The organism is Leptolyngbya sp. NK1-12 (assembly GCF_032598965.1).
Lineage (GTDB): Bacteria > Cyanobacteriota > Cyanobacteriia > Elainellales > Elainellaceae > Elainella.
This window is the reverse complement of the sequence record NZ_CP053586.1, coordinates 4,137,865-4,159,937: the sequence shown is the minus strand read 5'-3', so window position 1 is coordinate 4,159,937 and position 22,073 is coordinate 4,137,865. Positions and strand designations below refer to the sequence as shown.

Annotated in this window: 23 protein-coding genes and 1 riboswitch; of the genes, 12 read left to right on the top strand and 11 right to left on the bottom strand. The window is 51.9% G+C overall.

The window, feature by feature from the left end; all coding sequences use genetic code 11:
• Window positions 1-166 precede the first annotated feature (166 nt).
• Window positions 167-649 (top strand): preQ(1) synthase, encoded by a 483-nt coding sequence (gene queF, locus HJG54_RS17655; protein WP_316430323.1) that lies wholly within the window; start codon window positions 167-169, stop codon window positions 647-649.
• A 26-nt stretch (window positions 650-675) separates the two neighbouring features.
• Here the strand turns inward: queF and HJG54_RS17650 are convergent, their stop codons facing one another.
• Both HJG54_RS17650 and HJG54_RS17645 read right to left on the bottom strand, forming a co-directional pair.
• Window positions 676-879: a dienelactone hydrolase family protein gene (locus HJG54_RS17650; protein ID WP_316430322.1), complete on the bottom strand. Its 204-nt coding sequence runs from the start codon at window positions 877-879 to the stop codon at window positions 676-678.
• Window positions 851-1,024, bottom strand: coding sequence for a hypothetical protein (locus HJG54_RS17645; RefSeq protein ID WP_316430320.1), 174 nt, complete (start codon window positions 1,022-1,024; stop codon window positions 851-853). Before HJG54_RS17645 ends, HJG54_RS17650 begins: the two co-directional genes overlap by 29 nt.
• Before the next feature lie 175 nt (window positions 1,025-1,199).
• On the opposite strand from HJG54_RS17645, the gene HJG54_RS17640 reads away from it, so the two are divergent.
• The 4 genes from HJG54_RS17640 to arsS all read left to right on the top strand — a co-directional run bounded on the left by HJG54_RS17640 (window position 1,200) and on the right by arsS (window position 5,261).
• Entirely contained in the window at window positions 1,200-2,054 is an 855-nt protein-coding gene (locus HJG54_RS17640; RefSeq protein WP_316430318.1) for a ferritin-like domain-containing protein, read from the top strand.
• 69 nt (window positions 2,055-2,123) lie between these two features.
• Window positions 2,124-3,479, top strand: coding sequence for a PQQ-dependent sugar dehydrogenase (locus tag HJG54_RS17635; RefSeq protein ID WP_316430316.1), 1,356 nt, complete (start codon window positions 2,124-2,126; stop codon window positions 3,477-3,479).
• A gap of 209 nt (window positions 3,480-3,688) precedes the next feature.
• The gene (locus HJG54_RS17630) at window positions 3,689-4,021 is read left to right on the top strand and encodes an arsenosugar biosynthesis-associated peroxidase-like protein (RefSeq protein WP_035996336.1); all 333 of its coding nucleotides are present in this window, start codon (window positions 3,689-3,691) and stop codon (window positions 4,019-4,021) included.
• A 232-nt stretch (window positions 4,022-4,253) separates the two neighbouring features.
• Entirely contained in the window at window positions 4,254-5,261 is a 1,008-nt protein-coding gene (arsS, locus tag HJG54_RS17625) for an arsenosugar biosynthesis radical SAM (seleno)protein ArsS (protein WP_420717396.1), read from the top strand.
• 164 nt (window positions 5,262-5,425) lie between these two features.
• Here arsS and HJG54_RS17620 read toward each other — a convergent pair whose 3' ends face one another.
• Window positions 5,426-5,872, bottom strand: a complete 447-nt coding sequence (locus HJG54_RS17620) for a DUF4278 domain-containing protein (protein ID WP_316430315.1) — start codon at window positions 5,870-5,872, stop codon at window positions 5,426-5,428.
• Between the two features lie 39 nt (window positions 5,873-5,911).
• A riboswitch (Glutamine riboswitch) is annotated at window positions 5,912-5,981 on the bottom strand.
• A gap of 315 nt (window positions 5,982-6,296) precedes the next feature.
• Here HJG54_RS17620 and HJG54_RS17615 point away from each other — a divergent pair.
• The gene (locus tag HJG54_RS17615; protein WP_316430314.1) at window positions 6,297-7,433 is read left to right on the top strand and encodes a TRAP transporter substrate-binding protein; all 1,137 of its coding nucleotides are present in this window, start codon (window positions 6,297-6,299) and stop codon (window positions 7,431-7,433) included.
• Window positions 7,434-7,579: 146 nt separating this feature from the next.
• Here the strand turns inward: HJG54_RS17615 and HJG54_RS17610 are convergent, their stop codons facing one another.
• From HJG54_RS17610 to HJG54_RS17595, 4 genes are all read right to left on the bottom strand, one after another.
• The gene (locus HJG54_RS17610) at window positions 7,580-8,197 is read right to left on the bottom strand and encodes a hypothetical protein (protein ID WP_316430313.1); all 618 of its coding nucleotides are present in this window, start codon (window positions 8,195-8,197) and stop codon (window positions 7,580-7,582) included.
• A gap of 2 nt (window positions 8,198-8,199) precedes the next feature.
• Window positions 8,200-9,144, bottom strand: a complete 945-nt coding sequence (locus tag HJG54_RS17605) for a hypothetical protein (RefSeq protein WP_316430312.1) — start codon at window positions 9,142-9,144, stop codon at window positions 8,200-8,202.
• Window positions 9,141-10,016, bottom strand: a complete 876-nt coding sequence (locus tag HJG54_RS17600; RefSeq protein ID WP_316430311.1) for a hypothetical protein — start codon at window positions 10,014-10,016, stop codon at window positions 9,141-9,143. Before HJG54_RS17600 ends, HJG54_RS17605 begins: the two co-directional genes overlap by 4 nt.
• Window positions 10,017-10,618: 602 nt before the next feature.
• Window positions 10,619-12,220: a glycosyltransferase family 39 protein gene (locus tag HJG54_RS17595; RefSeq protein ID WP_316430310.1), complete on the bottom strand. Its 1,602-nt coding sequence runs from the start codon at window positions 12,218-12,220 to the stop codon at window positions 10,619-10,621.
• A 215-nt stretch (window positions 12,221-12,435) separates the two neighbouring features.
• Between HJG54_RS17595 and HJG54_RS17590 the strand changes: the two genes are divergently transcribed.
• From HJG54_RS17590 to HJG54_RS17580, 3 genes are all read left to right on the top strand, one after another.
• Window positions 12,436-14,244, top strand: coding sequence for a hypothetical protein (locus tag HJG54_RS17590; RefSeq protein WP_316430308.1), 1,809 nt, complete (start codon window positions 12,436-12,438; stop codon window positions 14,242-14,244).
• 90 nt (window positions 14,245-14,334) lie between these two features.
• A complete protein-coding gene (locus HJG54_RS17585) occupies window positions 14,335-14,919 on the top strand; it encodes a Uma2 family endonuclease (RefSeq protein WP_316430307.1) in 585 nt (194 codons plus the stop codon).
• Between the two features lie 155 nt (window positions 14,920-15,074).
• The gene (locus HJG54_RS17580) at window positions 15,075-15,632 is read left to right on the top strand and encodes a phycobiliprotein lyase (RefSeq protein WP_316430306.1); all 558 of its coding nucleotides are present in this window, start codon (window positions 15,075-15,077) and stop codon (window positions 15,630-15,632) included.
• 161 nt (window positions 15,633-15,793) lie between these two features.
• Here the strand turns inward: HJG54_RS17580 and gatB are convergent, their stop codons facing one another.
• From gatB to HJG54_RS17565, 3 genes are all read right to left on the bottom strand, one after another.
• Window positions 15,794-17,290 carry an Asp-tRNA(Asn)/Glu-tRNA(Gln) amidotransferase subunit GatB gene (gene gatB, locus HJG54_RS17575; RefSeq protein ID WP_316430304.1) on the bottom strand — a complete coding sequence of 499 codons (1,497 nt, stop codon included), beginning with the start codon at window positions 17,288-17,290 and terminating at the stop codon, window positions 15,794-15,796.
• 443 nt (window positions 17,291-17,733) lie between these two features.
• Window positions 17,734-17,922, bottom strand: coding sequence for a 30S ribosomal protein S21 (rpsU, locus tag HJG54_RS17570; RefSeq protein WP_035996349.1), 189 nt, complete (start codon window positions 17,920-17,922; stop codon window positions 17,734-17,736).
• Window positions 17,923-18,072: 150 nt separating this feature from the next.
• A complete protein-coding gene (locus HJG54_RS17565) occupies window positions 18,073-18,375 on the bottom strand; it encodes an RNA recognition motif domain-containing protein (RefSeq protein ID WP_035996351.1) in 303 nt (100 codons plus the stop codon).
• Between the two features lie 420 nt (window positions 18,376-18,795).
• On the opposite strand from HJG54_RS17565, the gene HJG54_RS17560 reads away from it, so the two are divergent.
• The 3 genes from HJG54_RS17560 (at window position 18,796) to HJG54_RS17550 (ending at window position 21,828) form a co-directional block, all read left to right on the top strand.
• Window positions 18,796-19,437 carry a hypothetical protein gene (locus HJG54_RS17560; protein WP_316430303.1) on the top strand — a complete coding sequence of 214 codons (642 nt, stop codon included), beginning with the start codon at window positions 18,796-18,798 and terminating at the stop codon, window positions 19,435-19,437.
• A 50-nt stretch (window positions 19,438-19,487) separates the two neighbouring features.
• Window positions 19,488-20,339 (top strand): pentapeptide repeat-containing protein, encoded by an 852-nt coding sequence (locus HJG54_RS17555; RefSeq protein WP_316430302.1) that lies wholly within the window; start codon window positions 19,488-19,490, stop codon window positions 20,337-20,339.
• Between the two features lie 94 nt (window positions 20,340-20,433).
• Complete coding sequence (locus HJG54_RS17550) at window positions 20,434-21,828, top strand: S-layer homology domain-containing protein (protein ID WP_316430301.1); 1,395 nt, start codon at window positions 20,434-20,436, stop codon at window positions 21,826-21,828.
• A 28-nt stretch (window positions 21,829-21,856) separates the two neighbouring features.
• Here HJG54_RS17550 and HJG54_RS17545 read toward each other — a convergent pair whose 3' ends face one another.
• Complete coding sequence (locus HJG54_RS17545) at window positions 21,857-22,057, bottom strand: transposase (protein WP_420717261.1); 201 nt, start codon at window positions 22,055-22,057, stop codon at window positions 21,857-21,859.
• Between the last annotated feature and the right edge of the window lie 16 nt (window positions 22,058-22,073).

Genomic DNA, 22,073 nt, shown 5'->3' with positions numbered 1-22,073 from the left:
ATGCGGAATTGGTTATGATATCAAATCCGGTTGATCAGCCAGAGTTCGCGTACAGGCGTTTCGCCGAAACGCCTGTACAACGCGGCATTTAAATTTAGGGCGTTTAGTCGGATTTGATATGATTAGCCCTAGATAGTGACTCAATCTATAGCCGATATCTATAACGATGAATTTTCAATCCACTTCTGTACCAGCCAATGTACCGACCAGTGTGCCGACCAGCGAACTGCCAATCTCAGAATCAGCTTCAGAACCAACCTCAGAACCAACCTCAAAACTAAAATATGGCGAACGTATAATTGCCGCAGGGGAGCTAATTACCTTCCCCAATCCGCGTCTTGGTCGTCGCTATACGATTGACATTACGCTGCCAGAATTTACCTGCAAGTGCCCGTTCTCTGGCTATCCTGATTTTGCAACGATCCAGATTCGCTATGTACCTGATCAAAAGGTCGTAGAACTAAAAGCAATCAAGCTTTACATCAATAGCTATCGCGATCGGTATATCTCTCATGAGGAATCGGTGAATCAAATCTTAGATGACTTTGTGGCTGCTTGCGACCCACTAGAGGTAACGATCAAAGGAGACTTTGCACCACGCGGTAATGTTCACACTGTGGTTGAAGTCCAGCATTGCAAAGCAACTTGATTCACCAATTCTCATGCCAGTCTTTGCTAATTCTGTAGATGACGCTTTAGGAACGCAACTGTTTTATCCCATGCATCGGCAGCAGCAGTTTCGTTATAGCGGGTGCCTGAGGGGTTGGCAAAGGCGTGATCGGCTCCTTCATCCGGTTTATTCAGGGACTTGAGCGCCGTTTCAAACTGTTGAACGGTTTCTACTGGCGGGTTATCGTTCAGTGCTCCAAAGCTGCCCAAAATTGGCGTTTCTGGTTTCCAGATATTGATACGCTTGCCGCAGGTTAACTTCTAACGCCTGCGGATTTTGCATCGCGGCCTGGGAAAGTGGCCTAGCCTGTTCTGGAGTTTGTACGACTTGTCCGTTGTATAAATCAACTGCCAATGCCGTGTAGCCTTCTCCAGCTAGCCGTGATGAGTGATCTACCGGATAATTGTGTGATTAGCGACTTCATCAAGGGCGAAGCTGACGCTTAGACTCAAGCAACCTCTACCCACGCCAGTCAGATCGATGGAATATGACTAGACTAAGAGAGATGCCTTTGATACCGAGAAGCTTTATGAATCCATTGACCCAACTGTTGCATCTCGTCGGTTCGGGAGCTGTAGCCTACATCACGGCCCGCAACTTGCGTGATTCGCGGACTCGGCCTGATATGCTGGCGGGCTTTCAATTGGCAGAAGGTGGCGCAGTGCCGTATTTAGAGGCGTTATCTCAACGAGCCGCAGCGGAAGGCGATGCTTGGTTGGCAGAGAAGCTGGCCATTCATGCGCAAGACGAACGGCGACACAGCCAGATTTTTGCCCATGCCCTGAAGCAGCTAAACAAACAGATGATTGACTTTAGCGCTCTGTCCAAGCAAGCGAGTGCAGACAAAGCCTCAAGAACCAGCGAAACAGCCAATAATCGCCGCAGTCCTTTCCTGGCAGCCTATTATGAAGGCTACAGTAGGGATGATCTGGCTCCCCAGAAAATCGATTGGATTGTGTTTTTTGCCAGTACCCATATTCTGGAGCTTGATGCTAGCAAAGATTTTGCCCGCATGGCGAAGGTTTTACCCGACAGCGATTTGGCCAGCGCTAACTTGAAGAAAGGCTTACTGAGCATTGCCAAAGACGAAGAGCGGCATGCCGCCTATTTACGAGAAGCGATGCAGCGACGTCTGCCCTACGCTGAAGTTTGTGCCCAAGTTGATAACTGGCGACATCGCAAAGTGAATGCCATGCTGGCAATGGTGAGTAATTTGTTCAATAAAGGGGGTGAACTACCGTCGCTGACACGGGATGGTGCTCCGGTTGAGGTGGCTAAAGATCAAACAGCCGATCAAACAGCCGAAAATCAAAGCCAAAGCCAAAGCATTGAAAATCAGAGGACCGAAGACTCCAAAACAGATTCAGAATTAGCATCTGTGTAAACCGGATTTGGGTGAATCGGCTCTGTATAGTATCCAGACAATAGTGTCCAGTTGTGCGGTGTGTTTCTCATGCGTTTCAATCGGGTTTTGATTTTGGCAATTTTACTGACTGCAGCGGCCTGTAATGCGGCTATAACGAAACCATCCTCGCAGTCACAAGGAGAGCCATTAGCTGCTAATCCTCCCAGCAATGCTCCCAGTGCTCTGGCATCGATTGCTCGTGTTCCAGCCCATTCCCTGATTGCTACTCGTCCCCTGACTCCAACGCCGATTCAAATTGCCCTAGCCGATCTGCCTCCTCCCTTTGCCACTGATAGCGCTTCCAAATCCCCGAATGTAGTTGCAATCCCAGCTCAGCCTACGCTGAACGTTCCGGCAGGTTTTGAGGTGAATGTATTTGCAGAAGGGCTGACTCGACCTCGCTGGCTAGCCCTGACACCGAGGGGCGATGTGTTGGTGACGGAAACTGGCCAGAACCGCATCATGCTGCTAGGTGACCACAATGGTGATGGGGTCGCGGAGGTGAAACAAACCTTTGCCAACGCCGAGAATGGCCTGAATCAGCCCTTTGGCATGACCTTTGCCGGCAGCTATTTCTTTCTGGGCAATACCGATGGGGTGCTGCGCTTCCCCTACCAAACCGCTCAAACCCAGATCACTAGCATTGGCGAGAAAATTGCCGAACTGCCTGCCGATGGCTACAACAACCACTGGACACGCAATGTGCTTGCCTCACCCGACGGGCAAAAGCTGCATGTCTCGATTGGCTCAGCGTCGAATGTGGATCGAGAACCACTGCCCCGCGCCTCGGTGCAGGTGATGAATCTGGATGGATCTAATGTACAAACCTTCGCGACGGGGCTGCGGAATCCGGTAGGGCTGGCCTTTCATCCGGTGAGTCAGGAGCTATACACCACCGTGAATGAACGCGATGGCTTGGGAGATGATTTAGTTCCTGATTATCTGACCCGCATCCGCCAAGGTGAATTCTATGGCTGGCCCTATGCCTACCTGACGCCCGACCGACTCGATCCGCGCCACATAGATGGTAATCGCAGCACCAATCCCGGATTGGCAAGCCAAACCCTTACCCCAGATGTGCTATTCCAGGCTCACTCGGCGGCACTGGGCCTGCAATTCTATGATGGCACTACGTTTCCAGAGCGCTATCGCAACGGAGCCTTTGTAGCGTTTCGCGGTTCCTGGAATCGCAATGAAGGCACTGGTTATAAAATTGTGTACATTCCATTTAACGCTAATCATCGTCCTGTAGGACATTACGAAGATTTTGTCACTGGCTTCCTTACCGATCCAGCCGGTCCTACCACTTGGGGCCGTCCAGTTGGATTGCTGGTGCTACCCGATGGCAGCCTGCTGTTTACCGAAGAAGCCAACGGGCGCATCTATCGAGTCCAGCATCGATGAGCAGGGTACGCACAATACAAATACAGCACAACACCACAATACAGTTGAACCCAGTTAAAAACAGTCTCGAAGATAGAGCCGCACTCAGCTAATTCTCAGCTACGATCGCTAGCCTAGATAAGTAGGTCAACCAGTAGGTCAACCCAGTTAACCTAGCTAGCTGTTTTGCCCCTATTTCCGTCTGCCCCCCTTCCTCCAAGGATAATTTCATGACTGATTATTACAAGCCCGAACACCTTGCCCAGTTTAGTCAAGTCAGCCAAGGCAATCCTGAACTGGCCGAAAAATTCTTTGCCTACTACGGGGCTGTGTTTGCCGAAGGTGCTTTATCGGCGCGGGAAAAAGCCCTGATTGCCCTTGCTGTGGCCCATACTGTGCAGTGCCCCTACTGCATCGACGCCTACAGTAAGGAATGTCTACAGCAGGGGTCTGACCTAGAGCAAATGACGGAAGCCTTGCATGTGGCTACTGCCATCCGGGGTGGAGCCTCACTTGTGCATGGCATGCAGATGCTCGATCACGTCAAGCAAGTTGCAATGTAGTAGGGACAAAGCATTTCGATAATTGAGACTCAATCAGACAATAATTGGTTTGCTAAATGCTTGGTCCGTACATTTTAAGTTTTGAATTTTGAGTTTTGAATTTTGAGTTTTGAATTTCATGGTTGAAGCGTTCTCCCCCCCCGAATTGGATCTTGACAGCACCGCAGCGGGTCCCAAGCCGACTACTTCGCTGATGCGTCGTCGATTGCCGTTGGCCTCTCCCCAGTATCAGATGCAGAGGCTGGCCGAATTGGATCTGTCTCATACGGCGTCTCAGGGCAATTTTTCAGTTCAGATGGCTCAGCAGGGATGGTCAACCTTGCAGCCTGCACAGTTGGAAATTTTTCAAATCAATGTCGGCAAACTGTGCAACATGACCTGCCGCCACTGCCATGTGGATGCTGGACCGGATCGCCGCGAAATGATGGACCGCGAGACCGTGGACGCCTGTCTGCGGGCGTTGGACCAAACCACGGCTCACACAGTAGATATTACCGGCGGCGCTCCAGAGCTAAACCCCCATTTTCGCTACTTGGTGGATCAATGTGTAGCGCGGGGTAAGCATGTGATCGATCGCTGTAATTTAACGGTGCTGTTGCTGCCGCCGTTTCAAGATTTACCAGAGTGGCTGGCAGAACGAGGTGTGGAAGTGGTTTGCTCGTTGCCTCACTACCGCAAGTTTAATACCGACAGCCAGCGCGGTGACGGCACGTTTGAAAAATCGATCGAAGCCCTACAGCGACTAAATGCAGCCGGGTACGGTCAGGGTGATCCACAGCGCCAGTTGACCTTGATGTCCAATCCGGTGGGGGCGTTTTTGGCCAGCGGTCAGGCCAAGATGGAGCAGGAGTGGAAAGCTGGATTGCAAAAGAACCACGGCATCCAGTTTGATCGGTTGATTACCCTCAACAACATGCCAATTTCGCGGTATTTGGAATGGCTAGAGCAGTCGGGCAATTTACAGCGCTATATGGAATTACTGGTCAGTCGCTTTAATCCAGCAACGATTAATGGGTTAATGTGTCGTAACACGCTATCAGTTTCCTGGGACGGACGCCTGTTTGACTGTGATTTCAACCAAATGCTGGATCTAGAAATTCGAGATCCTGCCGGCAAACCGACCCATATCCGTAACTTTGACCCCGCCCAACTCGCCCAACGGCAGATCATCACAGGGCGTCACTGCTTTGGCTGCACAGCGGGAGCAGGCAGCTCTTGTGGAGGTGCGATTGAAGCATGATGCCTGCGCTACAAAATCACTGAAACTACTCCAAAACTACCGAATTCACTGTTCAACACCAAAGTAACAACACAAATCTGGAATCACAGAATGTGATGATCCTGCGGACTCCAGATCGGTGTATTTAGCTGTGCCAGAACCAATTAGCCGTATGCCTAATCGATTCAACCCGCTTGCTGCATCTCATTTTGCAGCAGGTTCAGCAGTTTATAGTCGCCTCTAGCTTTAGCAGCTTCAATTCGTTGCTGCAATCGACGGCGGATATGCATTTGATGGGTCTGCTCATATTCTGCAAACTGAGCTTTGCTGGTCTGCCATCTAGGATTGGTGGAAGCCATAGCCCGTTTAGCCGAAGCTTGAGACAGAGATGTCACTGGAGATGTCACTGGGCGAGCGACCGGACGAGGTGCAGGCATGGTTTGGCCTGTTTCAGTCGTGCGATAGGTCGCGCCTCGATAAGTGAGGGTATGAACCGGCTGAGGTACCGGAATATGGCGAGGATAACTAAACGAAAAAGCTTGCCCCCGATAGGTGCCTTGAATTGGGCTATCCACCATATCCACAGGTTGGGGTTCGCGATTATAATGTGCTCCACGATAGGTAAGCTGCATATTAACTCCCGGAATGCGTCATTCAATCAGGTGTAGAGAGGCGCGTTCCTTCAGGAATAACTCCTTACTTCCGTCCCCACCCTAAACATGGCGGGCAGAGATGAACGAAACATCTTTTATTTCTGTATCTTATTTTACTATTTTGCCAACGAAAAGACAATTTCACTAAATGTAACCCAAGGCTAATCTTCATGGAACTACGGGTCTGCCTAAAGAATGATTAAGGATTTGGAGTGTTAAGGGGTTGGCAGCAATGTTGAACACAAATTTCCCGAGCCTCAGAGCGCTGAAAACTAAAGATTGTTGAAAAACTATGCCCGGTCGTCGCATTTCACTAGAAGATGGTATTCACTAGAAATCCGTGTAAGCCTTATAAACAAACGCTTATGCTTACGATCCCTTTAGAAATAATTAAGAGCGCTTTATGGAACGTCGTAAATTGTTAACTGCGTTAGCCCAGGGGGGAATTGCCGCCACAACCGTCGGTGTTGTTAGTAGCTGCAACAGCTCCACACCAACGGCTTCAAGCGGCACGGCTACGTCCGATGCTTCGCTGCCTACTGTTGAGTGGCAAATGGCGACAAGCTGGCCGGTTTCCCTCGATACGTTGTTTGGTGGAGCCAAGCTGTTTGCCGATCGGGTAGCGGCAATGACGGGTGGTCGGTTCAAGATTACGGCGCGGGCAGCGGGTGAACTGGCTCCGGGACTGGAAGTACTAGATGTCGTTTCTCAAGGCGCTGTGCCCTGCGGCCACTCGGCCTCCTACTACTATGTGGGCAAGAGTGCGGTGATGGGCTTTGGCTCTAGCTTGCCCTTTGGCTTTAATGCCCAGCAGCAAAATGCCTGGCTGTATGAGGGTGGCGGCTTGAAACGACTGCAAGAAATCTATGCCAGTAAATTCAATGTAATTCAGTTCCCAGCGGGCAACACGGGTGCTCAGATGGGCGGTTGGTTTCGCAAAGAAATTGCCCAACTCAGCGATCTGCAAGGGTTAAAAATGCGGATTCCGGGTCTGGGTGGACAGGTGATGGGCAAGCTGGGCGTGACGGTGCAGACCTTGCCGGGTGGCGAAATTTTTCAGGCCCTACAAACCGGAGCCATTGATGCGGCAGAGTGGGTCGGCCCCTATGACGATGAAAAGCTGGGATTGAACAAAGTCGCGCAGTTCTACTACTATCCCGGCTGGTGGGAACCGGGCACTACTCTGGAAGTGCAGATTAACCTAAACGAATGGAAAAAGCTGCCGCCTCAGTATCAGGCCGCAATTGAAACGGCGGCCCACGAAGCCAATATGATTACCCTGTCGCGCTATGAGTCCCAGAACAACGAAGCGCTCCAGCGTTTGATCCAGGGTGGGGTGCAGTTGCGCCGCTACAGCGATGAGATCATGACCGCTGCTGAACAAGCTTCGTTTGCCCTCTACGATGAATTTGCGGCCAAAGATGCCGATTTCAAATCCGTATTTGACGAGTGGAAACAGTTCCGCAACCGGGTTTACGCCTGGAATAAACTCAACGAAGGCAACTTTGAGCAGTTTACTTATGCCCAGTTAAAGACCTAGAAGAGAAGAAACAGCTCAGCTAAACCGCAGTGCAATTAGCGTTGGATCAGCAGGCATCAGGTAACGGGTTGACTGCCGAATCAGATGCCTGCCAAGCCATGATTGAGCAATTACCAAAGCAATTACCAATAAGCTTGCCAACAAGCCTAGCGATCAATTGGTTCAACTAGGTTAATTTGAATGCGGGCGCGTTCCTCAATGCGGTAAACAATGCCTTGGGTGGGCTGCACTTCGACCCAATCGGGCACAAAGCCGTTGCAGTCAAAGCCAATCGAAATTGGATCGAGGGGGCAACGGAGGGCGGCTGGATCGGGATAGGCTACGACAATTTCGCCCCGATATCCACTGTAGGTTTCCGTGACACGGTAGATGCCGGGGCGCAGCAAGGTGGCGGCAAAGCTATCTTCGGCATTGAGCTCGCGACTGTCGAACTCGTGGCTATCGCAATCCTCACTGCGGCGCAGCACCACCGAATAGCCGCCCACACCCCGCGAGACATGAAACACGGCATAACCCGCTACACTGACGCTAAACTCGCTCACCTCACGGGCATTCAGGGCTGCCAAATCAATGTTCACCTGCGTTGCCGTTGAGCATTCATCAACGGTCAGCACCAACTTGGCCACGACTTGGCCGTCCCGCAACACAGTGCCTTGATATTCACCCGGTTGATCAAATCGATGCACAACCATTCCCAACATCGACAAAGCACCACTATCAATGCTGGTCTCTGTAAATAATCGTTGATTGATTACGGCTTTCATCGTTACGCTCCTACATTCGCTGACAAAATCATCTCTACATCGTTCACTTTTACGGCAAAGTCGCGGACCGGGATCTTGACTGGGATCAGCGTCAGGGCACCCGTAGGCGGTGAGATTAGCTGTTCGCTCAGGATGGGCAGCGGGTCTTCAAATTCATGCAGCGGATACTGATTGGCAAAATAGTCAGCAATAAACTGGGCAATCGCGTTTAGTAAACCGAGGCTAACGCCGAGCAAATTCGATAGCCACTCGCCAATATCGTCAGGTAAATCCAGAATGGCGCGAACTAGGTCAATAATCGGTCCCAAAATTGCCAGAATCAAATCCTTCGCCCAGCCCGGTAACGGTCCCAGCAAACTGTTCAAGGCAGCTTTCACGGCATTTTCCAGCAGATCGCCAACCGTATCGGCAAGATCGAGCGGATCCAGATCTAGCGTGATCGGATCGATAAAAATCTGCCATTTGTTCGGAATCGCCGGGTCTCGTTCTTCCGCCTCTAGGTCTGACATGCTGGAGGTACGAGCCGGATCGACGCGATACTTGGTCAATAGCCGCGCCGTTGCCGACACTTCCGAGGTAATGCCACTCAGGGGCAGAGTAATGCCGATATCAGGATTGGCACTAAAAATACAGAGGCGAGGTGCTCGCAACAAACAGCCCCCGAAGGGATTGGGAATAATGCAAAATCCGCCAATGCAAATTTCGGGAATATCAAAGCCAATTCCCGCTTCTAGTGTGTCCCACTTGATGTCGAGTTCGCTAATACTAACGCTGTTGTTGTCCCGCAGGTCAACCGTACCGCCTTCTAGATGGGCCGCAACCGCATAGCTGGCCGTAAATCCACCAAAATTGGCGCTGTCGCTTCTAGCAAAGCTGAAGTTGTCGCGCACGATTGTGAAAAGCTGACGAAATGTATTCTCTGACGCTGCAATCGTTAAATCACTCATGGCATCACCTGCAAATCTACAAATAGCTTGAGTTGGTCATCTTCGATCGCCGGATTATGGGGAATCGCTGGCGGTTTGGGCATGATCAGGGGCACGATGGTTCCGGGGAGATTGTTCAGTGTGGTCAGCAAATCCAGCACTAGTTCTTTCGCTGCTGTATTCACCCGCGGCAAAATCACCAACTGCAGCAGCAATTCCAAATAACATTCGATGTTGCTTTCCAAACCCTCTGGCTTGACATCGACAATCTCTAGAGCGTCTACCTTCGCCAGCAGGCGCTGCTCAGAGCCAGACAGCACAACTTCCACATGCCCAACCACAAACAAATCCAGGCAGAAGCAGTTGAGTTTGCGGCTTGGCAGCACCACGACTGGATTCCGTTGCGCGGCCAAACTCGTTGTATTGGTTTGATCAGGACGAACCGCATCCAAAAAGTCTTTTTCGGGGCAGCCCAACCCACCGCAAACCGATGCCCGAATGGCAAACCGCTGTTCCTTTAGGGGTGGTTCTAGTTCAGGCGGTAGCTCAAACAATCGGCCTGGATGCAAATCTAGCTCTGCTTTGACGAGCTGAACGCAAAAATTCAACCCAACCTGCACACTATAGCTAGTACGGGCACCCAAAACCGGCAGCGGATCTTCGATCGTGAAGATGGGATTGGGGCGTCCGCCATTTTTCTTGTTGGCAAAAAACGAATCATTAATAGAGGAGTCGAAATCAACCGGAACACACCAGAGGGCGCGATTAGAAGCCACCGCAGCTGTGGCGTAGTTAAACAACGAGGGACGTTTTCGCATGATGTGTCGGACAACCCGATTGACGCCTGCTTCATTGACTGAACCATAAAGGTCAGAATTATCTGTAAATGCCATAAATCTCCTTGCACAATTTGCGTGAACACAGCAAGTTAGTCAGCAAACAGAAACGAAATCCCAAATGCATCATTCACCCATCTATTCACGGTGGGTTGCTAGTCATGCCTCAAGTAAGAACCACAAAAGATTCCCCCTCCGCCTCCGGCACCTCCCCTTGGCACGGAGAGGATGGATGGGGTCCGAATCTGTAGCCAAACTTTAGAGAATTGATACGGCCTTTTTCAGGCTAGTGAAGTACGAAAAACGGGGTGCAGGGGCACTGCCCCTGTGTGGGGGCAAAGCTTCCACATCCCCCATACCTCACATGAGTGAAAAACGCTGTATTAGTTTTTAACTGGGTTGAATGATGTCTTGAAGCTGAAATGCAAAATTGAAATTCAAGCGCGGTTGATGCATTGATTCAATGTTATGTTGATAGGAAAATGATAGTCATAGCCTAGTCATAACAACGTGCAGCGATTCACCGTAACTCAATGCATTTCCTGACTGGTGTATTCACTTTAAGCAACTTGATCAGTAGCCGGCATTACCCAGATGGGTACTTATCCGTCTCGTTTGCAAGAAACATGGGCAACATTAAAAACTTATAAATCCGCTTCCTATTGCTTCGCCAGCCACAGACGGTTTTCTACTTCGGTTGGGTCTGCCCGATCTTCGTAGGCCACACTCAGCTTGTAGCCGCGCCGCGTCAGGATTTTTTGTAGTTGCTCCGATGGATTGAGCAGATAAACCGGATCGTAACCCGGCGCAATTTTCAGTTTTCTTGGTTCGGTAGCCACTAATTGCAGCTTCACGTCTGGCTCTAGCCACGCACTAAAGGCCAGCGTGTCCGTCACTGGACCATCGCTAACTACAAGCGGGTTTGCTGCCTGATTGATCAGCTCAGCAACCGGGGGATAGTAGCTGCTGCGGGGTACACTTTTATTCCACCAAACGACGGCTTGGGAACTGGCTATACAGGCCGCCAATCCTCCGGCCACTAACACCACCATAAACCCGCGCCAAAGCTGCTGCCGCCAAGTTTTTGCCCACACCGCCTGCGTCGCAAATACATAGGCATAGGCGATCTGAATCCCGAAAAAGCAAGGAAACAAATAGCGAATTCGCAGCGAACGCCGCCCGCCCAAAATCAAATCTGGTACAGCTAACACCGTAAACGTAACGCCAATCAACAGCAGCACAAACAGCCAAGCTCGCTTGGGCGCGGAACGACAAAATACATAAAGCGCAATCAGCGTGATGATGACTAGGAAAATATTCGCTCCACCCAACTCACGACTCAAAAACGCCAAATTGAGATTAAGAAACCAGCGATCGAAAATATAGCTGGAAGAATAACCATCGTTGAGGGAAATCGTAGACTGCTGGACCTTTTGCCAATTGCGGACCAGGATCAGCAGCCACGGCACTAGACTGAGACTACCAGCCCCAGCTGCAATTAAATAGGTTCGTTTCATCCGCCATTGCTCGGTCAAGAAAACATATAAACCTTGAGCCATCACAACTAGGCCAAACAAAAGCTGGGTATACAGTCCGGCAGCTACCGTGAGGCCATAGGCAATCCAATTTCGGCGGGTGTTTGTTCGCAGCGTTCGCAGCAGCACCGCACTCGACAGTAAAACCAGCACCGACAACAGACTATAGGGTCGGGCTTCTTGAGCATAGAGCACATGCACCGGCGTCACGGCCACCAACCCCATGGCAATCCAGCCAACGATAGGCGCACCAAATAGTTCGCAGCAGAGCCAGTAGAGGCAGGGCAATACCAGCACACTAAACAACGCTGTCAGAAACCGCATCGCAGTCACCGAATGACCAACTAGTCCAACCCAAGCCCGCGCCAGCAAAAAATACAGCGGCGTGTGTTCAGCGGTTCCTGTGAGGGCGTTCCAAGTGTCGTCCCAACCCTTTTCTGAACTGAGCTGCTGAAACTGGTGGAGTTGGGCCGCCGTAATCACATCGCCAGTAAACAGCGTCTCAATCAGTTCGGTTTTGGTATAGCCCAGTGTCCGCAGGGATGAGTTGGTTTCGTCGATCCAGTAGACCTTTTTATCGATGTTATAGAAGCGAAAGAACACGCCCAGTGCGATTAACACAATCACGCTGTACTTGAGCCAGCGCGGCAGCGAGCGTCGTTTTTCCCGGTCTAGGTTTTCTGGCTCTAACGGTGCGTCTGCCCCCAGTCCAACCTCACTGTTCATACCGCCAAACTCGTTTAAAACAATCGGATAAAGTCCACAAAAGTTTACAGGATTAAGGGACGTTTTGCCTGCCAAGTTTTAAGTTTTGTGGCTTATAGCGGTTGAGATTTAATCGTTTGACCGGCAACCCTTTTACAATTCAGAGCTTACAATTTCTGCCTATTACTTAGCCTTCACTTAGCCTTCACTTAGCCCTGAATCAGCCTCCTTAGACGATGCTCAGCAAACGATTGTACGCCACCTTATTTCCCGGATTAGTTTCTGATTCAGTTTCTGATTCAGTTTCTGGATTAGCTTTTAGATCATGGCCTAGCTCGCGCCAGCAACTGCGGTTTTGGTTAGGGGCCAGTCTGCTTGTGGCCGTGGGGTATGGAATCTGGGGCTGTCAAACAGCTTGGTGGGGGCAATATGTGGTGCAAGACGACGCCCGACAGCATTTGTTTTGGCTGCGGCGATTTCTGGATCCAGAGCTGTTTCCCCAGGATCTGATTGCCGATTATTTCCAGTCGGTTGCGCCCTGGGGCTACACCCTGTTCTACCGCATGTTTGCAGCCGTGGGGATTGATCCAATCTGGCTCGGTAAAGGCTTGCCGCTGGTTTTAGGAGTACTGGCCACACTATACGGGTTTCGAGTCTGTATGCAGCTACTGCCCATACCGTTCACGGGCTTTCTGGCGGCAGTGCTGCTGAATCAGGTGTTTTGGAGCCACGACGATTTGGCATCTGCAACCCCCAGAGCCTTTATGCCGCTGTTTTTTCTAGCCTTTCTCGACTATCTGATGCGGCGGGCGCTGTGGCCCTGCTTGGTGACGATTGGGCTAGAAGGGTTATTTTATCCCCAATATGTACTGGTATTCGCCGGAATTCTTTGTTTACAACCCCTGCGCTGGCAAAATGGCCTGAGGCTGACTCAGAGCCGCCAGGAGTACCGATTCTGTTTAGCGGGTTTGCTAACCGCGCTCTTGGTGCTGCTGCCCTATGGGCTGATTACGTCACCCTATGGTCCTGTGATCACGGCTGCCGTTGCCAAACAGCTTCCCGATTTTGCTCCAGACGGACGCGGGCGCTTTTTTCTGTCTGACCCTTGGATGTTTTGGCTATCGGGCAACCGCAGTGGCATTTTTCCCACCCTAAAGCCACCCTTACTAGGATTGGGGCTATTGCTACCAGTCATGCTGGGACTGGCCCACCTCTCTAAATTCATGCGCCAGCAACTGCGACCAACTCGCCATATCACAGCCAATCTGCGGGTGCTGGTACACATCGTGGTAGTGGCTCTGATGCTGTTTGGGGTAGCCCATCTGCTGCTGTTTTACCTGCATCTACCCAGCCGCTACACGGCCTACACACTGCGATTGGTGCTGGTGTTTGCCACCGCTATTAACCTGACCCTATGCTTGGAAGCTGGCTTACGCTGGCTCCAGCAATACCAGCAATACCCAGCTTCCTGGCCTCGTCAGATGCTAGTTTGGGGTCTAATCCTAGGGTTCGGTGGCCTGCTGTGGCTCTACCCAACCTATGCCGAAAATTTTCCCCATACGGGTTACAGAACGGGTACTGCCAAGGCCCTGTATCAGTTTTTGGCACAGCAACCCAAAGATAGTCTGGTGGCCTCCCTGTTGAAAGAAGCCGATAATCTACCCACCTTTGCCCAACGCTCGGTATTCGTTGCGCCCGAATATGCCGTTCCTTACCACATCGGCTATGCCACTCAATTTCGTCAGCGAGCCATCGATTTGATTCAAGCCCAATACACCTCCGACCTAGCTACTCTGCGATGGTTTATCGAGACCTCCGGCGTCGATTTTTGGCTGGTCGATGCCAACTCCTTTAATCCTGCTGCTCTGCCACAATGGATTCGCCAATACCCGCGAGCGCTGCAAGCTGCCTTAGACAACCTGAAACACGCCCCGCCCCTAGTGCAGCAACGCCTCAACGCCTGTACAGTTTTGCAAGAACGAGATTTACGGCTATTACAAGCAGCCTGTTTGCTAGAGCCGCATAATGAGTACAATACTGAGTGAATTTGCCTAATCTTGTGAGCGATATCTTGAACGATAAGCTCCTTCGAAATTATCCAGCTAAGCTGATTCAGCTCTAGGCGAACCAAGGCCATGCCCCAAACACCAATCTCCACAGCCCATTACTTCACATTTGAGGAATACCTCGCCTACGACGATGGCACCGAGCGGCGATACGAACTAGTAGATGGAGAGTTGCTAGAAATGCCTCCAGAGAGTGATGACAATAATGACATCGCTAAACGGTTGTTTGTAGAACTGCTGAAACATGTTCCGGTTAACCGAATTGGCTATAAAGACACCGAAATCGAGGTGAGCGGACGACGAGCCAAGTGTCGTTTGCCGGATTTGCTGGTTCATACCGAAGAATCAAAAGCCGCTTTGGCTGGAGCCACCCGGGCCACCCTCACCCGCGACATGCCGCCCCCAGCTCTAGTGATCGAGATTGTTTCCCCCGGTGCTGTCAACCGCTCTCGCGACTACCGCCACAAACACACTGAATACGCAGCCCGAGGCACCGCCGAGTATTGGATCGTTGATCCGGAATTGCAACAAGTCACAGTTTGTCAGTGGAATGACGGCCAGTACGAAGATACCGTAATTACGGCAGACCAACGGATCGCATCCAGTATCATTCCAGCATGGACACTAACGGCCAATCAAATTTTTGCCAGCTAAGTCATTGACAGGCTCTATAAAACCGAGGCGATGCAGCTATTACAGCAGCCTAATGATTCAATTTTGTGATTCAATTTTGCACTGGCACTGCCTGCATCCTGATCCCGCATCCTTTATTCTTAAAGAAGGTTAAGCAGCAATCGCTTTTTGAGTGCATGAATATTACAGAATTTTTTCAGCAAAGCGTTGGCAAATGGGTTTCGCAGCGCAGCAGCCACCATTTGCTCCAGAACCAGACCGAGAACGCCAAATCAGATTTGATGGTCGAAGCCTTGGCGCAGGATGATCCGGCGGTGATGCAGCTCTGTCAGCAGTTGGGGGTCGATCCGGCTCAGGTATTGTGTAGCCTCAAGATGAACTGGAATGGCATTGTGGATCGCAACCCCAAGCCTCAGGTTGGCTCTAGTTTGCTGGTGATTGTGCCCGATGCGGCTGACTCGAATCAAGGCAAGCTGTTGCGGCAGGCTAGCAATTCGCCGAAACCGATGATGGGGCGCTACGAAATGGGTGACGATGAGGTGTTGACCCTCACCAGCGAAGCAGGCGATCTGTACGCCGAAGAACGGATCTGGTTCGCTAATCCCAACTTTCGGTTGCGGACTAGCGCCGTAAAGCGCAACGGCAACTATACCTCAGCGGCCTTTTGTTCGGAGATTCGTTTAGGTGGCGCAGCACCCGCAGCAAAACCAGCAGCGGCAGAAGCAGCAAATTAGCTCGCAAGTTACAATCCGTTGGGAAAAACTCTGGGGAGTAGAGGCTTGGCATACCACCAGTTCTCAGTTTTAAGTTTTATTGGCGCAGCCTGCGTGGAGTGCGGAGTTTTGAGTTGCACAATTAAAAAGGGCAGGTCAATCCTGCCCAAGGATTTCCCCGATTAACCATCTAGCTTTTTCTGGAGCAGTTGATTGGTCAGCTTCGGATCGGCCTTACCGCCAGTAGCTTTCATCACCTGACCGACAAAGAAACCCAGCAGGTTTTTCTTGCCGCTGCGATATTTTTCTAGCTCATTCGGATTGGCGGCAATTACCTTGTCGATCTCGGCTTCGATCAGATTGGGATCCGAGATTTGAATTAGCCCCTTCTGCTCCACCAACTGTTTAGCCGAGCCGCCCTTGGTCAGCAGTTCCGGCAGAATATCTTTGCCGATTTTATTGCTGATGGTGTTGGCTTCGATCAGCTTGATCATTTCCGCCAGCGATTCGGGCTTGAGCGGAATTTCGCTGATACTAAGCTTCTCGTTGTTGAGGTAGGCGCTGATATCGCCCATGATCCAGTTGGCAGCGGGTTTGGCACTGGCTCCGGCGGCCACCACGGCTTCAAAGTATTCCGCAATGGCACGATCGTCCGTCAGCACGCGAGCATCATAGGCCGATAAGCCCAGCTCTGATTCATAGCGGTGCCGCTTTTGGGCTGGCAGTTCGGGCAGTTCTGCTTTCCAGGTAGCTAGCTGGTCGGGTGAGACTTCAATTGGTCCCAGGTCGGGTTCGGGGAAGTAGCGGTAATCGCTGGAGCCTTCTTTGACCCGCATGGTAAAGGTGCGTTGGGTTGCTTCATCCCAGAGGCGCGTTTCTTGCACAATCCGCTCGCCCGATTCAATCGCCTCGATTTGGCGCTCGATTTCGTAGTCGATTGCTTTTTGGATGGCGCTAAACGAGTTCATGTTTTTGATCTCGACCTTCGTGCCAAACTTGTCGGACCCCATCGGACGCACGGAAATATTTACATCACAGCGCAGCGAGCCTTCCTGCATGTTGCCGTCACTCACGCCCAAATAGCGCATAATCCGGCGTAGCTCTTGGGCATATTCGGCTGCTTCCTGTCCCGACCGAATATCGGGTTCCGAAACAATTTCGACCAGCGGCACGCCCGCCCGGTTGTAGTCCACCAGGGAATAGGCCGATCCCGACAGCCGCTCGCTTCCGGCATGCACCAACTTGCCCGCATCTTCTTCCATATGCAGACGGGTAATGCCGATCCGCTTGCGCACCGGGTTGCCTTCGGCATCGACTAGCTCAATCTCTAGCCAGCCATGTTCGGCAATTGGCAGGTCATACTGGGAGATTTGGTAGTTCTTGGGTAGGTCGGGATAGAAATACTGCTTGCGATCAAATTTGCTGTAGGGTGCGATCTGACAATTCAACGCCAAACCAGCTTTGACCGCGTATTCCAACACCTTTTCGTTCAGCACGGGCAGCGTTCCCGGTAAACCCATACAAACCGGATCAATATTTGTGTTGGGATCGGATCCAAATTTGGTTGAACTACTGGAAAAAATCTTGGTTTCGGTACTGAGCTGACAGTGGGTTTCTAGACCAATAATGGCCTCGTACTCAGTCTTGGCAGCTTTTTTTGCTGGAGTTGCAGTAGTCATGGAATCTTGCGGATAAGCGTTGATCGAATCGCGTGATCAATATGGAATGGCTTTATTGTAGCGGCTTATTGTGGCAGCTTATCCGGGCTAGTGATCGAGCCAGTGAACAGGGCAACCATCTCTGAGAAGGGTAACAGCTCGACTCACCACAGCCCAGAGCAGCAGATTTCCGGACAGCGAGATTGGATCAGCCATCGCTATTGCAGGGTGGGCAAATTCTTCATCCGGTCTTAAGAGCTTATTCGAAATCCTCGAAGGGGTTTTGAAATTCAAAACCTCTGACGAGTTTTCGCATGGGTAATAAATACGCCAATAAGGTGCGGTTGCGAGACGGACTGACCGACTGCGCCATCTAACCTGCACCTTATCAAAAACTATGAACAATACTGTGCGAAAGGAACAATACTGAGCGAAAGCTAATTAGAGACCAGACTCAAATTCCCTTATGCCTTGGAGCGAAAGCGGCGCTTCTTCCGTCTTGCCAGTGCTTTACGTTTTTCCTTTTCTAACGGCGTCTCAAAATGTCGGTTCTTCTTCATGTCAGCAAAAATATCCGCCTTGGACACCTGACGCTTAAAGCGGCGTAGGGCCGACTCGATCCCTTCGTTCTCTCCCAAAATGACTTGAGCCATGCAGAAATTCCTCTATTCATAAACAGCAGCAAAAATCTAAAGCCTAAAGGAGCTTCCAACAGAGCAAGGCAGTTCCCTGGTCTGCTGAAAGCTCCGAATATTTTGATTAGCCTAATGTCGGCCTAAGCTCAATAGTGGCTGTAACAGCAACTAGTAGCGACGGTCGTTCCGCCTGCGGTTGTTGCCAAAGCTACCGCCTGCCGGGCGCTCTTCGCGAGGCTTAGCTTTATTGACCTTCAGGTCGCGCCCCATCCACTCTGCACCGTCAAGCGCATCAATAGCAGCTTGTTCTTCCGCATCCGATGACATCTCGACAAATCCAAAGCCGCGCATCCGGCCAGTTTCACGATCAGTTGGCAACTGCACCCGCGTTACGGTGCCGTACTCTGAGAAGACCGTATTAATATCTTCTTCAGTGACCTGATAGGACAGGTTTCCAACGTAGATTGACATAAACCGCTCCATGTAACAGTACAGAGAATTAAATAGTCGGAGCGTTGATTGTCAACCTTGTACAAATGCAACTTAGCACCGAATATGGCATCTCGACCTTCATCCTAGCTTGAAATGAAGGGTTTGAGATCAAGAATATTGACTAGCCCTGCCTGTAGCAATTAGCAGAAGCAATTGGCAGAAGCAATTGGCAGTGACAATTAGCAGTAGAGCGGCAGGTGCGTTCCCAAAACCGGAGACAGAAATTTTTAAAGGTTGTTTACAATTCAGAGATAATAGAACTCAATGCAAGGTCGTCATCGAAGGCAGTCAATGATTGCAGCTAATCCTGGCGATTAGTGAATTTAATTGAGCGAGTCAGCGCAGTTTATGCCGAGATCGACGATGGTGCAGGTTGACGTTGGGGTTTGATGACATACCTTGGGTATTGATCTTCGCAGTTACGTATATCTGGACAGCTTGCAGCCGCAGCATGCTGCCTATTTAGGAACGCAAGCACTGGGCTTTTTGCCATTGCCGGGTGACTCTTCGCTGTGGGTTGAGATTTCCCCTGGCATCGAAATCAACCGCCTAATGGATATTGCCCTCAAGGCTGCTGTGGTGCGTCCGGGGGTGCTGGTGATCGAGCGCTTGTATGGGCTACTGGAGGTGCATTCGAGTCGGCAGAGCGACACTCAGGCCGCAGGACGAGCCGTGTTAGAAGCAATCGGAGCTGACCGCCGCGACTGTCTGAAGCCGCGCATTATTTCCAGTCAAATTATTCGCAACATTGACGCTCACCACACCCAGTTGATCAACCGCACCCGCAAAGGCAATATGTTGCTAGCAGGGCAAACGCTGTATGTATTGGAGGTGGAACCCGCCGCCTATGCCGCCCTTGCTGCTAACGAAGCCGAGAAAGCCGCATTGATCAATATTCTGCATATTTCTGCGGTGGGCAGCTTTGGGCGACTCTACCTGGGTGGGCAAGAGCGAGACATCATTGCTGGCTCCCGTGCGGCGGTGGCAGCCATCGAAAATGTGGCCGGTCGGGCCGAACGGGCCGGCGGCAGGAACGAGTAGCTGGGACTGTGAGATTGACGTTGGAGGCACAGCGAAGGAAGGCAATCGAGATGGCAAACGGAGAGCATCTGGCAGTCCTGCACTGGAGCGCCATCGATTGGGGTAAGTGGCGTTCCCACTATCCGCAGGTGGAACCCGACCTCAGCCAAGCCGACTTTCGCGGCAGAGATCTGAGCGGCATGAACCTGAGTGGAGCTAACCTGTATCGCGCTTATTTGTCCAGCGCCAACCTGACGGCCACCATCCTCAGGCAGGCCACCCTCACCAGAGCCAATCTGTTTGAGGCGAACCTCACCGCCGCCGATCTGACCGAAGCCGAGCTAGTTGATGCCAATTTGATTGGAGCTACGCTGACCGGAGCCGACCTGCAAGGAGCCAACCTGCGCACTACCGACCTGCGCGAAGCCCTCCTTGCCCATGCCAACCTCAACCATGCCGACTTGATTGGAGCCGATCTGCGCTCTGCGATTTTGCGCGATGCGGATCTGGGAGACGCCAATCTAATGAAGGCCGACCTCAGCCGCGCCAACCTAAATGCCGCCAACTGCTGCAACGCGAACCTCAGCCGCGCCAATTTAGTCAAGGCCGAACTGATCGCCGCCCACCTGATCAAGGCCAGCCTCTACCGCACGATTTTTGCCGAAGCTCACCTGACCAGGGCTTTTTTGATCGGTGCCACCCTCGTAGAAGCCATCTTTGAGCACGCTGATCTCAGCTGGGCCAACCTCAGCCGCGCCAACCTCAGCCATGCCTGTCTGCATGCCGCCAACCTGCGGGGAGCCAACCTCAGCCGCGCCAACCTCAAAAACGCCGATCTCTCCTACGCCAACCTGCGGGGAGCCAATCTCTTCAAAGCCGACTTGACTGGAGCCAACTTAGACGGGGCGGTGATGCCGGAGTGAGATATCTCTCCGTTGGCGGGCAGGTTTTCCGATCCCGGTGGTTTTTGATTTGCGCTAGCGTAGGGGAGAAGAGCTTTAATTCTATGGAGTGCCTGTGTTGCCCCTCAAGCAGTCCGTTCTCTGGAGCAGTTTAACGATTCTGGCGTTGTTGCCCCTTGGTTCCTGTGCCAATACGCCTTGGGCCGCTCAGTTAGAGCAGGCGCTGTCTGCCGATCCCCGCTTGCAAGCGAGTACGGTAGAAGCTAGCCCGGAGCCAACAGCCTCGCCAGCAGGGGTAGAGTTGCCGACGAACTTTCCAGCCGAGATTCCCCGCTATCCGAATGCCGAACTGGTGGCAGTTGGCGGCGCAAGCTCGTCCGAGGATGTTGTCGTGGGAGCCAATCAGTCAACCGAAACCCGCTGGCAAACTTCAGACAATGCAGCTCAAGTGCGGCAGTTTTATCAGGAGAAATTCCAGGCTGAGGGATGGCAGCTCGCGGCTGACACGGCTGAGAGTAGCGATCAGCCCATTGCAGCAACGCGCGACGGCTTGAAGGTGCAAATTGCCACAGTCGCTTCAGGTGGTTCAGCTAGTACTTCAGACAATTCTTCCGGCAATACCGAATTCACCATTGAGTATCAGTTTGGGGAGGCCACAGTGGGTTCGGTTCCTAGCCCTAGCGAGGCAGAAACCACTGCAGACGGCGAACTGCCCCAGCCCGGAGACCCAGACTTCATTGGGCCAGTTTTGCCGGGAGAAGTAGCGTCGGAGCCAAGCGCCTCACCTGCGCCTAGCAATGGTAGCTTTTCCGATCTGAGCCAAGCACCTGCCGAACTCCAGCCCTACATCACCGATTTAGCCAAACTGGGTGCTTTTTCTAAGAACGGTACTAGCAGCGAGTTCAAGCCGAATGCCGAAATTTCTCGACGCGAGTATGCCCGCTGGTTAGTCACCGCCAACAACCTGATCTATGCTAATCAGCCCGCTCGCAAAATTCGCTTAGCCGCCGCGACCGATCAACCCGCCTTCCAGGATATGCCTGCCTCAGATCCGGATTTTGCCGTGATTCAGGGATTAGCCAACGCTGGCGTCATTCCCAGTCCGCTGACGGGTGATACCTCCAACACCACCTTCCGGCCCGATGCGCCTCTGACTCGCGAAGACATGATTCTCTGGAAGGTACCGGTCGATACTCGCCAAGCGCTACCCAACGCTGCGATTGACACGGTTCAACAAGCCTGGGGCTTTCAGGATTCGGCCAAAATTGATCCTAAGGCGATGCGAGCCGTACTGGCCGACCACCAGAATGGTGACTTGTCGAACATCCGGCGTGCCTTCGGCTACACGACCCTATTCCAGCCCAAGAAAACCGTCAGTCGAGCCGAGGCAGCGGCAGTGCTGTGGCAGTTTGGCACCCAGGGCAGCCATTTGTCGGCAAAGGATGCGCTCCAGGCAAATCAACCGGCAGCCCAGCCATCGACAGAATCAGCGACTCAGTCAGCCCAATGAAACGTGGCTGACAGGTCAAAGCGTGTGATCAATTCAGCCAGATGACGGCGGTCGCCATGTAAGTAGCACAGAGAAACGTCTCCGCTCGCTTGTCGTAGCCTGTCGCAATTGCGCGATACTGTTTGAGCTTAGCAAAGCAATTTTCAACCAGATGCCGGACTTTGGACAACTGCTTGCCAAAGTACGCAGGGTTGTCCTCCCCCACCTTCCCTCGTTCGGCGAGGCTCACGAGCCGCATCTCCCAC